This is a genomic window from Methanolobus sp. ZRKC5, from assembly GCF_038446525.1.
Lineage (GTDB): Archaea > Halobacteriota > Methanosarcinia > Methanosarcinales > Methanosarcinaceae > Methanolobus.
Genome location: NZ_CP151792.1, coordinates 1,636,567 through 1,650,029 on the forward strand (window position 1 = coordinate 1,636,567; position 13,463 = coordinate 1,650,029).

The 13,463-nt window shown below is 38.6% G+C and carries 14 protein-coding genes and 1 pseudogene; 8 read left to right on the top strand and 7 right to left on the bottom strand.

What is annotated here, in order from left to right:
- The first annotated feature begins 41 nt into the window (after nucleotides 1–41).
- The 5 genes from WN948_RS08105 to nth all read left to right on the top strand — a co-directional run bounded on the left by WN948_RS08105 (nucleotide 42) and on the right by nth (nucleotide 3,727).
- Entirely contained in the window at nucleotides 42–590 is a 549-nt protein-coding gene (locus WN948_RS08105) for a pyruvate ferredoxin oxidoreductase subunit gamma (RefSeq protein ID WP_342303718.1), read from the top strand.
- The gene (porD, locus tag WN948_RS08110; protein WP_342303719.1) at nucleotides 587–847 is read left to right on the top strand and encodes a pyruvate synthase subunit PorD; all 261 of its coding nucleotides are present in this window, start codon (nucleotides 587–589) and stop codon (nucleotides 845–847) included. Before WN948_RS08105 ends, porD begins: the two co-directional genes overlap by 4 nt.
- Entirely contained in the window at nucleotides 848–2,062 is a 1,215-nt protein-coding gene (gene porA, locus WN948_RS08115; protein ID WP_342303720.1) for a pyruvate synthase subunit PorA, read from the top strand. It begins immediately after the preceding gene.
- On the top strand, nucleotides 2,059–2,934 hold the full coding sequence (gene porB, locus WN948_RS08120; protein WP_342303721.1) for a pyruvate synthase subunit PorB: 876 nt from the start codon (nucleotides 2,059–2,061) through the stop codon (nucleotides 2,932–2,934). The genes porA and porB overlap by 4 nt, the downstream gene beginning before the upstream one ends.
- 139 nt (nucleotides 2,935–3,073) lie before the next feature.
- A complete protein-coding gene (gene nth / locus WN948_RS08125; protein ID WP_342303722.1) occupies nucleotides 3,074–3,727 on the top strand; it encodes an endonuclease III in 654 nt (217 codons plus the stop codon).
- Nucleotides 3,728–3,744: 17 nt separating this feature from the next.
- On the opposite strand, the gene WN948_RS08130 is transcribed toward nth, so the two are convergent.
- Nucleotides 3,745–5,217 (bottom strand): ATP-binding protein, encoded by a 1,473-nt coding sequence (locus WN948_RS08130; RefSeq protein ID WP_342303723.1) that lies wholly within the window; start codon nucleotides 5,215–5,217, stop codon nucleotides 3,745–3,747.
- Nucleotides 5,218–5,385: 168 nt separating this feature from the next.
- Complete coding sequence (locus WN948_RS08135; protein ID WP_342306437.1) at nucleotides 5,386–5,757, bottom strand: hypothetical protein; 372 nt, start codon at nucleotides 5,755–5,757, stop codon at nucleotides 5,386–5,388.
- A gap of 156 nt (nucleotides 5,758–5,913) precedes the next feature.
- Between WN948_RS08135 and WN948_RS08140 the strand changes: the two genes are divergently transcribed.
- Nucleotides 5,914–6,492: an acetate uptake transporter gene (locus WN948_RS08140; RefSeq protein ID WP_342303724.1), complete on the top strand. Its 579-nt coding sequence runs from the start codon at nucleotides 5,914–5,916 to the stop codon at nucleotides 6,490–6,492.
- Between the two features lie 288 nt (nucleotides 6,493–6,780).
- Here WN948_RS08140 and WN948_RS08145 read toward each other — a convergent pair whose 3' ends face one another.
- Nucleotides 6,781–7,488 carry a DNA alkylation repair protein gene (locus tag WN948_RS08145; protein WP_342303725.1) on the bottom strand — a complete coding sequence of 236 codons (708 nt, stop codon included), beginning with the start codon at nucleotides 7,486–7,488 and terminating at the stop codon, nucleotides 6,781–6,783.
- Nucleotides 7,489–7,764: 276 nt separating this feature from the next.
- Between WN948_RS08145 and WN948_RS08150 the strand changes: the two genes are divergently transcribed.
- Nucleotides 7,765–9,426, top strand: coding sequence for a SulP family inorganic anion transporter (locus tag WN948_RS08150; protein WP_342303726.1), 1,662 nt, complete (start codon nucleotides 7,765–7,767; stop codon nucleotides 9,424–9,426).
- 271 nt (nucleotides 9,427–9,697) lie between these two features.
- Here WN948_RS08150 and WN948_RS08155 read toward each other — a convergent pair whose 3' ends face one another.
- The gene (locus WN948_RS08155; protein WP_342303727.1) at nucleotides 9,698–9,862 is read right to left on the bottom strand and encodes a hypothetical protein; all 165 of its coding nucleotides are present in this window, start codon (nucleotides 9,860–9,862) and stop codon (nucleotides 9,698–9,700) included.
- Nucleotides 9,863–10,765: 903 nt separating this feature from the next.
- Between WN948_RS08155 and WN948_RS08160 the strand changes: the two genes are divergently transcribed.
- Nucleotides 10,766–11,448, top strand: a protein-coding gene (locus WN948_RS08160; protein WP_342303728.1) for an IS1 family transposase whose coding sequence is annotated in 2 segments (ribosomal slippage) — nucleotides 10,766–11,092 and nucleotides 11,095–11,448 — 681 coding nt in all. Because the reading frame shifts where the segments join, the coding sequence is not laid out codon by codon here.
- Between the two features lie 7 nt (nucleotides 11,449–11,455).
- Here the strand turns inward: WN948_RS08160 and WN948_RS08165 are convergent.
- The 3 genes and pseudogenes from WN948_RS08165 to WN948_RS08175 all read right to left on the bottom strand — a co-directional run.
- Nucleotides 11,456–12,766, bottom strand: a pseudogene (locus WN948_RS08165) (transposase); the annotation flags it as partial.
- A gap of 36 nt (nucleotides 12,767–12,802) precedes the next feature.
- Nucleotides 12,803–13,111: a GNAT family N-acetyltransferase gene (locus WN948_RS08170; RefSeq protein ID WP_342303729.1), complete on the bottom strand. Its 309-nt coding sequence runs from the start codon at nucleotides 13,109–13,111 to the stop codon at nucleotides 12,803–12,805.
- A gap of 100 nt (nucleotides 13,112–13,211) precedes the next feature.
- Nucleotides 13,212–13,451, bottom strand: coding sequence for a transcriptional regulator FilR1 domain-containing protein (locus WN948_RS08175; protein ID WP_342303730.1), 240 nt, complete (start codon nucleotides 13,449–13,451; stop codon nucleotides 13,212–13,214).
- Nucleotides 13,452–13,463 lie beyond the last annotated feature (12 nt).

The following is a 13,463-nucleotide window of genomic DNA, read 5'->3' on the forward strand; positions in this document are numbered from 1 at the left end:
TGTTATATCTATTATTACACATGGTTTATGGAGAATTCTAGATGAAAGAAATACGAATACACGGCCGGGGTGGGCAGGGCTCTGTCACAGCCGCTGAACTATTGGCTGTTGCTGCTTTTGCAGACGGGAAATTCAGCCAGGCCTTCCCTGCATTCGGAGTGGAAAGAAGGGGAGCACCGGTCCAGGCGTTCACCAGGATTAATAATGAGACCATCAGGCTCAGAAGCCAGATCTACGAACCTGACTATGTTATTGTACAGGATCCTACACTCCTTGAGGTTGTAGATGTTGCAAGTGGCCTCAAAGAAGACGGAATGCTTATTATAAACAGTGATTTCGATGCTGACACGTTCAACATCGACACAAAAGCAAAGATAATGACAGTGAATGCAACAAAGATCGCACTGGATATTATCGGCAGACCTATTGTTAACACTGTACTTTTGGGTGCCTTTGCAGGTGCAACAGGCGAGATAGAAGCCGAGTCCATCAAAGAAGCTGTCAAGGAAAGATTCCCTGGCAAGGTCGGAGACAGAAACGCTAAAGCTATCCAGGAAGCATACGACATGATGAAGGAGGCTAAGAAATGAAAATTCTTCCAGGAGGAGTCTGTGAAGCAGGTACCACCAGAATCAACAAGACTGGTGGATGGAGAACTTTCAAGCCGGTTTATGACTACGAAAAATGCATTAAATGCAAGTTGTGTGAACTTCTGTGCCCTGACAGTTCGATAAACCCAAGAGATGACGGATTCTTCGAGTTTGATTATGATTTCTGCAAGGGTTGCGGAATCTGTGCAAACGAATGTCCAAAGGACGCAATCGATATGGTTCTGGAGGAGAAATAAATGGCACCTGAAAACAAAATTGACAAGGAAAAAATGGTCGTTGTTGAAGGATCATATGCTGTTGCACATGCTACTAAGGTCTGCAGACCAAACGTAATTTCAGCATATCCTATCACACCACAGACCCACATAGTTGAAGATCTTTCACAATTTATGGCAGATGGTGAAATACCAAACTGCGAATACATCAATGTAGAATCAGAGTTTTCAGCACTCTCAGCACTAGTCGGCGCATCTGCTGCAGGTGCAAGATGTTACTCAGCTACAACATCACAGGGTCTTGAACTCATGCATGAGGTACTGTTCAACATCTCCGGTATGAGACTACCTGTTGTGATGACCATTGCAAACAGGGCTGTCAGTGCTCCTATTAGCATATGGAATGACCACCAGGATGCAATATCACAGAGAGATACCGGATGGTTACAGCTCTACGCAGAAAACACACAGGAAATCTCCGATATGACCGCACAGGCCTTCAAGATATCAGAGGACAAGGATATCCTCATGCCATCAATGGTCTGTATGGACGGTTTTATCCTGTCACACGTTTACGAACCTATTGTACTTCTTGAACAGGATCTCACAGATGAATTCCTGCCTGCATTTGAACCAGAACATGTTCTTGATCCAAAGAACCCAATGAGTTTCGGAGCATTTGCAGACCCTAACTACTATACTGAATTCAGATACCTGCAGGAGCAGGCAATGCAGAAATCTCTTAAGAAAATAGAGGATGTGGCAAATGAATTCTACGACGTATACGGAAGATACTACGGCGGACTTATTGACGAGTATAGAACAGATGACGCAGACATCATCATCATGGCAATGGGATCCATTATCGGAACCATTAAAGACGTCATTGATAAACTCAGAGACAGGAATGTAAAGGTTGGTCTTCTGAAGGTCAGGTCGTTCAGACCATTCCCTGTAGAAGCTATCAAAGGCGCTCTGAAGGACGCAAAAGTTGTTGTTGTGCTTGACAAGAACATCTCACTTGGACTGAATGAAGGTGCACTTTTCACTGAAACAAAGTCATCTCTTTACAATACCAAACTCGACATGCCTATTATCGGCTACATGGTAGGACATGGTGGACGAGACATCAAGGTCGATCTTATCGAGAAGATAGTCGATGATGCAAAGGAAGTCATAAAAACAGGTATCACGATCGAGAGCCAGTTTACTGATCTGAAGGAGGAACTACTATGAAATCATTGTTAGCCCCGGGACACAGAGGATGTGCAGGTTGCTGTGATGCAATGGCTGCAAAGTTCACACTTATGGGCGCCGGTGAAGACTGTATAGTTATCAATCCAACCGGATGTCTTGAAGTTATGACCACACCTTTCCCTGAGACTGCATGGGATGTACCATGGATACACTCACTTTTCGAGAATGCAGCTGCTGTTGGGTCTGGTATCGAGGCTGCCCTTAAGGCACTTGGAAAGAAAGGAAACACCAAGGTCGTTGTTATGGGTGGAGACGGTGCAACACTTGACATAGGTATGCGTTCCATTTCCGGAGCATTTGAGAGAGGACATGACCTCACATATGTCTGTATTGACAATGAGGCTTACATGAATACAGGTGTGCAAAGAAGTGGTGCAACACCATTCAGTGCATCAACCACTACAAGCCCTGCAGGAAAGGTCTCCTTCGGAAACGACAGACCAAAGAAGAACATGCCTGCTATTATGGTGGCACACGGTGCACCATACGTGGCAACCACATCCATCGGATATCCAAAGGACATGATCAATAAGGTGAAGAAGGCTGTAGACATCGAAGGTCCAACCTACATTCACGCACACGCTCCATGTACCACAGGATGGGGATTCGACACTTCCAAGACCGTAGAGGTAGCAAAGATGGCTGTGCAGACAGGTCTCTGGCCACTATACGAAGTTGAAGAAGGCGAAGTTACCAAAGTAAGGAAGATCGGAAAGAACGTTAAGCCTGTTGAGGATTACCTCAAGATGCAGCGTCGTTTCAGCCACCTCTTCAAAATGGAAGGTGGATTGGAAGAGATTGCAAAGATTCAGGCACTCGCTGACAAGAACATTGAAGTTTACGGGCTCTAAAACCCGTAACTTTTATTCTTTTCTTTTTAGTAGTTACATTTGCCTATATTTTTTATATTAATAGTTATTATTTTTAGTTCGAGTCGAAATGATGGGGTATTGAATAAACATAAGAAGTAACAAATACCTATCTATCCTCATGACCACGCAATCTCGATCACCTGATAACAGTAAAAATTTTAACCAGATTTTCAAACTACTGCAGAATGAATATCCCAATGCTGAGCCTATGCTTCATTTCAAGAATCCACTGGAACTGATGGTTGCAACAATTCTTTCCGCTCAGTGTACAGACAAACAGGTCAATAAGGTCACACAAGTATTGTTCAAAAAGTACCTCAAAGTTGAGGATTTTGCCAATGCAAGTCTGGATGAACTCGGAAAGGATATCTACACAACAGGTTTCTATCACCAGAAAGCAAAACACATTATCGGAAGTGCACAGATTATCATCACAGAATTCGATGGAAAAGTTCCGGATACTATGGAAGATCTGCTTAAACTACCAGGTGTTGGAAGAAAAACAGCCAACATAGTTCTGGCAAGAGGATTCGGCATTATCGAAGGCATTGCAGTGGACACGCATGTGACTCGCCTATCGCAGAAACTCGGTTTCACTCAATACAGCGACCCTAAAAAAATAGAAATCGACCTCATGGCACTTGCTCAGAAAAAGGACCTTGAGAACCTTTCCATGACATTGATACTTCACGGCAGAAATGTGTGTATCGCAAGAAGACCGAAGTGCGGGGAATGTGTTATGAATGAGTTGTGTCCATCAAGTGAAGTTTGATATTAAGCTAGCAATTATCATATTAATAATAGGAAGAGAGAAACGGGAATTGTAAGATAATTGCCAGGCTCAAAGTTATTTTTGGAAAGCATTATACCCTTTGAAAATGAGGATAAGGCTTTATAATCACTTTTTTGAAGTTTATTTTGATATTTTAATTCAACAGACAATAATTCATTGTCTTTTGACTTTAATACATAATCAACTTCTTTTCCACCTTTGCCTCTCCAGTAGAAAAGATGTTCTTCGGGAGAAAAAATATCACTTGGAAATGTATTGTACATGAACCTTACAAAATGGCTTTGGACAACAGATTCAACTAGTTTGCTTTTATTTTCCGGACTAGAGAGATATTCAAGACTGGATTCAAAGTAATTCACTGAAGCAGAAGTCCATGATCTTAGAGAATGAAAAATAAACGGATCTTGCGGATATATCTTTTTTTCTTTTCTAAAACTTGGAACCTTCTTGTTAAGGTCAAGAGCATATAATATATTTAATACGAATGAACTTTCAAGACTTTGCACATATTTTGATATCGTATTATGCGAGGAAATATCAGTCTCATTAACTAAGCTCTGCCAGCTAACATTTGTAGTGAGCTTTTTAAATAAAGAACTTAGAATTTGCTTCACAGCAATTTCCGGAATTTGCCATCTTGCAAGATCACCCATAAGAGAGCGCACATATAATTCATAGGTACTATTGTTGATAGTTCCATTAGAAAAAAACTCATTTACCGGTCTTGGAATACCTCCGGTCATGAGATACTGATCAAATAGAGTGTTTATATCATCCTGATAAAGTTGCAAAATATTGAGAATAGGATCGATCTCTCCCTCAAATAATCCATGAATTATTTCCTGCCTTTTAGAATTATGGAAAAGACCATGTTCTTCAAATAGAGCCTTTATTTCAGGGCTTACACTTTCAGCAAATTCGGCAAATTTCATTGGTAAAAGAATTTTGTCAATGGTCTCATTAGCTTCACCTCTTCTTCCTGGAAGCCTTTCAATGCTCTTTTTTATGTCTATGGAGTGAGAGCCTGTTAGCATAATAGAAGTATTTTTTAAAACAGCTGTATCTATCAGGTGTTTCAAACCTTTTTCCCAGTTTTTCACAGAGGAAATTTCATCAAGGAAGAGATATTTCCGATCAAGGTCAAAAGCTGATGACCAGTCCATATATTGATGAATTACATCAAATAATTCTTTTTCATTGGATACCAGATCACAACTGTAATAAAAAATACTTTTTGGATCATTCTCTGTCAGTAAATCCTGTATCAATGTCTTGCATAATGTTGTTTTGCCTACCTGTCTTGGACCACGGAGAGTATAGACTTTATCACGGTCAAATTTAAGATAATATTTCAGGCGTGGTTTCCACTGGATATCAGATGCATCTAATTGCTTTATTTTTTCATCATTAAATATTTCAGACGCATTTTTCCACCAGGGATTCTGCCGGGATACCTCCAAAAAGTCCATATATATAAATATATGTTTTTACTATATAAGCATACTTAATTACATATAAATAACTGGTCAAACGTTTGACTAGCTATTTATATACACATGGTCACGAGCTTGACTAGCACTTTATATCCAAACAAGTAAAGTTAAAATTTATGATGGGAATTTTACGATAAATATAAATCAATTTGTATCCATACCATCGATGAAAGTATCAACAAAATCCTTTATTCTTGTCAATATTCTAGCACCTATCTTTTTGCGCTTCAGAACAGATGGTTGTGCACCTTCTATTAATTCCAATATCTCATCTAATATTGGTTCTTGTTCAGCGTAGAGGTAGTTTTCTATGAGTTTTTGGGTTCGCTCTTCTGATAGAACTTCATCTTTTACCAGTTGCTCAAAAGCTTTTTCCTGTTCATTATTCCAGAATTGCTCAAATTCCTCTGAAACACTATCACTAGTGTGGATATCAGGGAGATTTTCTTGTATGAATTTCTCTATCAATTCTTTTTTGCTTCTAAGAGTTGATTTAGAATTTAGTACTCTGGATATTTCCTTTTAAAATATTTGCAACTATAGATCTGAAGCTGTGAGTTTCTGGAGCTAATTAGATATCCTCTTGAAATAAGCACCAACAATCGATAATATTTATATCCTACTCTCCCATAGACTACAATGTCATTTTTTTAGGAGTGAATATTAGGGGGTATGAGTATAGAGGAAACTATAATAAAGGATAAAACGGCAAATCCGGCACCTTTGGGATTAATGGGTTTTGGGATGACCACGGTGCTGCTTAATTTACATAATGCAGGATACTTTGGACTTGGCTCGATGATCCTGGCCATGGGACTATTTTATGGAGGGTTTGCTCAAATAATCGCAGGAATTTTAGAATGGAAAAAGGGTAATACTTTTGGCACAACAGCATTCACTTCATACGGTGCATTCTGGCTCACTTTAATGTTTATAGTGATGGCACCAAAATTAGGATGGGCCGAAGCTCCCAGCTCAATAGAAATGGCAGCATATCTATTTATGTGGGGATTGTTCACCTTCGGGATGTTCATAGGGACCTTTAAAGCCAACAGGGCCTTGCAAGTAGTTTTCGGAACATTGACGCTGCTATTCATATTGCTGGCTATATCTGACTTTACAGGAAGTGCATCATTAAAACAGTTCGCTGGCTATGAAGGGATATTCTGCGGTTTCAGTGCTATCTATCTGGCACTGGCTGAAGTAATAAATGAAAAGTTCGGTAAAACTATCTTGCCAATAGGTGCATGAGAAGTTGTTTGCATCTACTTTATTTAAAAGTAGTTTCTGTAATTGAATAGCTGGTATTACCACGAATATTCTGATTATTGATCAGAATAATAATGCCAGCCAAAGTTTTTGTACCCTTCTACTGAGTTCCTGAAATATGGATGGATAAGAAGGGTGGATGAATGTGCAAGAATATAATAGCATTCTGCCCGGTAACAACCGGCTCAACAATCAGTGAAGGATTAGAATAATTAGAAACAGAGTCACTGGAAGAAACACGCATAGCAACTTCACTAAACAGCTCAGAAATCATTTTTCCATAGCCTTCTTCCTCAGATCCTCAGGGAATTTCTCTATGGCATATCTCAGCGCAGTACGTGGCATAACCTTCTTATTCCGCATAACGTAGTCAAAGATTTCCTGCTGATTCTGTTTGCTGGCTTCTTTAAGCATCCACCCATATCCTTTCTGGACAAGATCATCCCCATCCATTAACAACAGGTCAGCTATCTCAAAAATATCATCCAGAAACTCACCTCTGCGTGCAGGTATTATGAGTGTGACAGCAGCAGCACGCCTGTACCAGCGATTATCCGAACCTGTCCATGTCTTAAGAGAATCAATAAACTGAGGATACATTTCAACAAATGCTCCTATGGTGTGATTACAAAGAGTATCACATTTCGCCCAGTTGTTTACATAATCCCAGACCCATCTCTCAAAAATAGCAAAATCCTTAGGTTCATATTGCTTTTTCAAATAGTATGACCATTCGAATGCAATAAAAGCTTCCTCGTTGTAATCTGAACTTAGGAGTTCCTCACAAAGTGTAAATATCTCCGGCTTGCTTTTGTCGGATATGATCTTGAAATAATCCTTTGCTATTTTTCGGACTCCTGCGGATTTCACACCGTAGGACTTCATTTCCTCTTTGAAAAAACGGGCGGAACTGATCTTTGTTTTTTCATCGGCGTTTTGTTCCAGGTCTTTTCTAATTTGGGAGATGATGGGGTTCATATGATTTTATTGGGAGGATTGAGAGATAATTATGATGGATGAAAGATTCCGGAACATAGTCATCCTTAGGCCTCTTAAAGAACACAAACTTCCCAAAAAAGTCCTTCTTGACCTTTATTTCTTTAATTTCATGTTCGAAAAATGAATAAAATGAGCTTTCTCATAACTTCTCATAACATTTATAACTTTTTTTCATTATCAATTTGTTTTATATATCTAAGCACTGTTCTACGCATTCATTAGAACAATTCTTGACTCGGGTCAGCTGGCTTCTATATGAAAACGGAAAACAAAGTTACACAATATTTCAGAGAATCGTTTACGAGCGACTTAAAGGCTGGATTTATCACGGCCATTGTGGCGCTGCCGCTGGCTATTGCTTTTGCCATTGCTTCAGGTGTAGAGCCTCAGATGGGGCTGTACACAGCTATCATTGCGGGTATGTTAGTATCAGCAACAGGGGGATCGAAATACTCTATTTCCGGACCCACCGGGGCAATGACTGTCATCATTCTTTCAACACTGCACGGCTTCGGGCTTGAAGGACTACTTCTTGCAGGCTTCTTTGCCGGTGCATTTCAGATACTGTTCGGGGTCCTGAAACTTGGTAAGGTTGTTAAATACATCCCCCTCCCCGTCATATCAGGATTCACGAGCGGTATCGGTGCTATCATTCTTATCGGCCAGATACCAAATGCTCTTGGAATGATAATTCCTGCAAAGGAACACGTATGGGAAACGCTATACACCATCATCTCCAATCTGAGTCTTCTTGACACAACTGCCATAACGGTATGTTTTGCCACCATTCTGCTTCTGTTATATCTGCCGGGAATGCTGGCAAGAATCAGATACATCAACAGCCTTCCAGCTTCCATTATCGCACTAATACTATCGGTAATGCTGGTCTTTTTCTACAAGATAGACATCCCCATCGTTGGCAGCATCCCTGCCGGGCTTCCACAGATACAGATGTTAAACTTCAACCTTGGACTACTCATGGCAATCTTGCCAGCTGCCCTTACAATCGCACTTCTGGGAACTATTGAATCACTACTCTGTGCCGTGGTCTGTGATGGTATGACCAACACAAAACACAACAGCAACAAGGAACTCATTGGTCATGGAATTGCGAACATGATTCTGCCCTTCTTCTCAGGAATTCCCTGTACAGCAGCCATTGCAAGAAGTGCCGTGAACATCAGGGAAGGTGCAAAGACGCAGATGTCAGGTATCTTCCATGCCATTATACTGCTGATCATATTACTCTTCCTGGGTCCGATTGCTGCTTTCATCCCCAAAGCATACCTCGCAGGTGTGCTCATTCTCGTCTCCGTGAGGATGATCAATCTAACAGAACTCAAAACCACAATGCATATCAGCAAGATGGACAGCGCTGTCCTGCTTGTCACTTTCCTGCTCACAGTGCTCACTGACCTTGTGTTTGCCGTACAAATGGGTATGTTCCTTTCAATTATCCTGCTCTTCATCAGACTGACAAATGTAATAGACATTCATACAATTGAGAACTACGATAAGACAAAAGGCATCAACGCCACCATTTTTGCCGACTCCTACCTTGAAAAGAACGTCTCGGTCTACACCATCAACGGCCCCTTCTTCTTTGGAGCCATGAACGTTTTCGAGGGCAAACTAAACGAACACATAACCATTAGCAAACCTCACATAATTATGCGTATGCGTTATGTTCCCTTCATAGACACAACAGGCATCGAACGACTTAAGAGTTTCATCAAATCAAGCAAAAAACTCCACCAGAAGGTCTACCTAACTTCAATACAGCCCGAAGTCATGAAGAGAATGAAAAGCGACAGAGAGCTAACAGAGCTCATGGAAAAGCAGCATGTGCACGTTTGTGATAGCACCCAGGAAGCACTGGCTTATTTGAAGCAAGAGAATGAGAGTGGAAAAAAATGATTATTAGAGAAAAAGGTTCAATACTAAATTATTAGTAACTATTCAGCCTGATAAAAACACTATCAATAGCAATCTTGACAAAAAGTTGAGACCTACATTTTATTAGGATCATTAATTTTGATTGTTGTCATTGATTGCTTTTTTGATTCTTAGGTTGTTAGTGAGCAAACATCTCCGTTTTGATTAAATCAGTATCAATAGGCTAATTGTGGTAGGCTGAATAGTTACAATTATTAATTTGCATCATGTGAGTTGAAATAATACTCACATTTTATAAAATATTCGGATTATTGAAAAGGTAGGCCCACAGACCACCAATTGCCAGAGTTTCGACCAATGGCAGACTAGAGTGAAGGGAATTCGTCATCGCATAGATGAAAAAACTTACCAGAACACCAATAGCAAGAGTACAGAGAACAAGATCTTCCATTTCCATTTTTACACCTCATTAATTTATGAGAGTTAGAGATAATTATGATTTTATTACTGTTTTTAAGAAGGGACAGTAAGATGGTAAAACCCATTAACCATATTTATATTTTTTGGAGAACACATTCCGAATTATCATATTTAAATATTGTGGAAAGAATCAGTCACAAGATACTAAAATATAAATAGAAATGCTATTGAATGTGTTTTTGTGTTGACTACAAAAACACTTAATTATTTTTTTCATCCGTATCAAAATGTATAGTCGTGAACTTTGACTTTATTCTTGGCTTAAAAGAAGCGTGTCATAAAAGCAAACTTCACAAATAGTATTTATATTTTTCGGGAACCTTTTCAAATTACAGGAACCAAGAGGAACTGTAAGTAGATTAAATTAAGCTGAATAAAATAGAAAAATAATTCAAGAAGATAACATACTTGCCCAATATATCTTACACTGCCAGATTCCTTAAAAGCCTTATTTTAAAGTTCAACCATCATCCCATAACCATGCTCATCCGTAGGCCTTTTGAAAAAGCCGAATTTTTCGTAAAAGTTCTCTCTTCCTTTTGCTGACATCAGGGTAATGTACGAATATTCCTGAACGTTCTCTTTCAACCCAAGTTTGACAGTTTCGTATCTTTTCGAAAGAGAATCTCTTCTATTTCAGCCCATATTTTTAGTTTTTTTGTCCAGAAAACCTATTTGACAGTTTTAATAAATTCACTTAAAATATCATGAAATTCCCCATTTACGCTCCAAAAACAGAGTATTTATCGCATCAAAATTTGAGTAAATGTACTTTTTTGATTTTCTCTGCCATGAATCCACAGTAACTGTCAAATTCGAAATGGATTTTTGGCTTTGGTAATTAAACATCGTTATATAATATGATGGCCTCTTTTTATATATGAATTGTCCAAAGTGTAAGAGTTCCAGTCATAAGAAGAACGGTAGGATTGATGGTCGACAACGCTACAAATGCCATGATTGTGGATACAACTATTCAGTAGATATAAAATCCACCGCTAGCCCCGTATCTGTTAAGCGACAGGCTTTACAACTCTATCTGGAGGGGTTGGGATTTCGTTCAATTGGACGTTTTTTGGGCGTTAGTCATGTTTCTGTTCAAAAATGGATTCGAAAATTTGGTAGTGAATTAGAGGATCTAAAAAGTGAAAATGAGATTTCTGTTGTGGAATTGGACGAGATGCATACTTATATTGGGAATAAAAAAACTACTGCTGGATATGGATTGCTGTTGATAGATATGGGAAGAAATTCATCGATTGCTCTTTTGGCAGCAGAGGAACAAAAACAGGACAAAAACTCTGGAAAAAGTTAAAGACAAAAGAGGTTGGGGAAGTAATGACGGATTATTGGAGGGCATATGCCAAGTTAGTCCCCAGAAACATCCATACTCGATCAAAAGCAGAAACATATACTGTTGAAGGATACAACAGCATATTTAGGCATTTCCTGGCAAGACTAAGGAGAAAGTCAAAGTGTTATACTAAAAGTCTTGAAATGCTAAAAATCTCCGTTTTGCTCTTGATGAAATATAGGAATAAAGAACTAGCTATGTTTAATTAACAATGCCGGATTTTTTAATGAATTTTGTTGACATATGTTTCAGTTCTGTAAATTCATATCGCATCACCGATATGAACAACTGTGCAATGAATCCAATGATTATAGCACCATAAATGCTATCATCCGTCCACACTCTCAAAGGTTTGATCTCAATCTCGTTCTTCAGGGAATGAAATATCTTCTCAATTGAATCTTTTTTTCGATATGTTAGAATAGCTTGTTTTAATGTCAAATTCTTGCTTGATTTTAGGCAGAAAAATCCTTCTCTTCCAGTGATGAGCTTATCTTCAAGAAGTTTAATCGCTTCATTTTCACTGAGTTCGATAAGTTTCGTCTGAAATGAATAACTTACATCAATCAGTACATTATTGATCCTGAAACGTTTTGGAATCTTTTTATTCTTGTCAATAATCTCCTGTAATTCTCTCGCCTCATGAATTTGTCTTAGAACTTTTCTTCCCTTTGATTCCAGTTGTTCTTTTTGAAGCTTCTCTGAGAAGTAAATATAGTTTACACTACTGGGTTTAGTAATCTTAATTCCATAGATTCCATTCTCCTGATCAACTATCTCAGGATAATATCCAGCAAAATCTGCGATGATCTTATCATCGCTTTTATTAAGCTTTTTTGCAGTTATGTACTGCATCTCATCTGCTCTGACCAAGGCAATATTCTCTATACTGTTTGCACCTTTATCAAACACAACAAGAGAACCTTTTCTAAGTCTCTTATTTACCTGATGATATGTCCTCTTAAAATGAGTATGATCATTCAAATTCCCTTTCTCTACAGTGATTCCAATAGGAAGGTTGATGGGATCAGCGAGTTCGCTGATACCTATGGTTATTTGCTTCTTATCTGGCCTATGATCACGACTATATCCATATTTACCAAGTGGAGCTTTATCGCCATACAATACAACACTTGTCCAATCCATGTTGATATTGGTATGTTCAAAATCATACCTCGCAAACAGTCGATCCTGAATATCTGAAATAATCGTTTCACGATTATTTCCCAGGGTTTCAAGAACCCTGTACAGAGTTCTTTCACTAAATTCCTTAAGATTAAAGATATCAAGGACTTCATTACGGTTAATCCATGTATGTGCTTTTTTGATGCTAAAATTATCTGTGAGCTTATAGCTCACAAGAGCTTTCAATAGCTCGTTGATGTCAATACCATGTTTTTTGTGTTTGCCAAAAACAGTGGAAAAGTCAAGGAGTTCGTAAAGTTGGTTTACTGCCAGAATGGTTCCGATGGGAAAGCATATATTCTCGTTAGGAATAATCTCGTATGTTCTTAGTTTTGTTTGCATTTTTGGTCGAATACAACAAAATTAAGAACACATTTATTACTTTTGACTGTCAAACTTGGGTTTCAAGTAAAACATTATTCTTTCCATAAGTGCAGTGCCAATTCCCTGATTCTGGTATCTTGGCAGAACGATGACATCAGCAACAAAAAAGATGAAACTGTAATCTCCTACTACACGGGACATGCCTATGACCTTGCCATCTTCAATAGCACAAACGCAGTAATTAGAATTTTTCAGACTCTTGCAAATGTATTTATCTTCCGGGAAAGACCAGTCAACCGATTCTCGTAGCTCTTTATACTCTTCAACTGAAGGAAGCTTTTCTTCGATTATGTAATTAATCATATTCAACCTAAATTTGTCACCAGAAATAAACAAATATCAAAGAGAATTAATCCCACTTTAATTAAATTACTCTTTTTGCCAGAAAAAGAAACATAAAAAATTATATTTCAGTTATCAGCTTTGCATCTTTAAGGTAATAATCATAAAGATCCTTACCCCACTTGCGCCCTTCTGGGCTGGAGCATGTCACCTGCTTATTACTAAATTCATTATCTTTGGAAAGTAGCCTTAAAAGAAAACCAGTGTCACAAACCGTGAGTGATGAAATTTCTACATCTTTTTCATAAGTATATATCTTAACATTTTCAAGTCCAAGAGCAGATTTAGATTCATCATACATTTCATCAATTAT

Excerpts from the sequence above, each read along its gene's own strand:
- WN948_RS08105 (WP_342303718.1), top strand. The coding sequence starts at position 42 with ATGAAAGAAATACGAATACACGGCCGGGGTGGGCAGGGCTCTGTCACA.
- porD (WP_342303719.1), top strand. The coding sequence starts at position 587 with ATGAAAATTCTTCCAGGAGGAGTCTGTGAAGCAGGTACCACCAGAATC.
- porA (WP_342303720.1), top strand. The coding sequence starts at position 848 with ATGGCACCTGAAAACAAAATTGACAAGGAAAAAATGGTCGTTGTTGAA.
- porB (WP_342303721.1), top strand. The coding sequence starts at position 2,059 with ATGAAATCATTGTTAGCCCCGGGACACAGAGGATGTGCAGGTTGCTGT.
- nth (WP_342303722.1), top strand. The coding sequence starts at position 3,074 with ATGACCACGCAATCTCGATCACCTGATAACAGTAAAAATTTTAACCAG.
- WN948_RS08130 (WP_342303723.1), bottom strand. The coding sequence starts at position 5,217 with ATGGACTTTTTGGAGGTATCCCGGCAGAATCCCTGGTGGAAAAATGCG.
- WN948_RS08140 (WP_342303724.1), top strand. The coding sequence starts at position 5,914 with ATGAGTATAGAGGAAACTATAATAAAGGATAAAACGGCAAATCCGGCA.
- WN948_RS08145 (WP_342303725.1), bottom strand. The coding sequence starts at position 7,488 with ATGAACCCCATCATCTCCCAAATTAGAAAAGACCTGGAACAAAACGCC.
- WN948_RS08150 (WP_342303726.1), top strand. The coding sequence starts at position 7,765 with ATGAAAACGGAAAACAAAGTTACACAATATTTCAGAGAATCGTTTACG.
- WN948_RS08155 (WP_342303727.1), bottom strand. The coding sequence starts at position 9,862 with ATGGAAATGGAAGATCTTGTTCTCTGTACTCTTGCTATTGGTGTTCTG.
- WN948_RS08170 (WP_342303729.1), bottom strand. The coding sequence starts at position 13,111 with ATGATTAATTACATAATCGAAGAAAAGCTTCCTTCAGTTGAAGAGTAT.
- WN948_RS08175 (WP_342303730.1), bottom strand. The coding sequence starts at position 13,451 with ATGTATGATGAATCTAAATCTGCTCTTGGACTTGAAAATGTTAAGATA.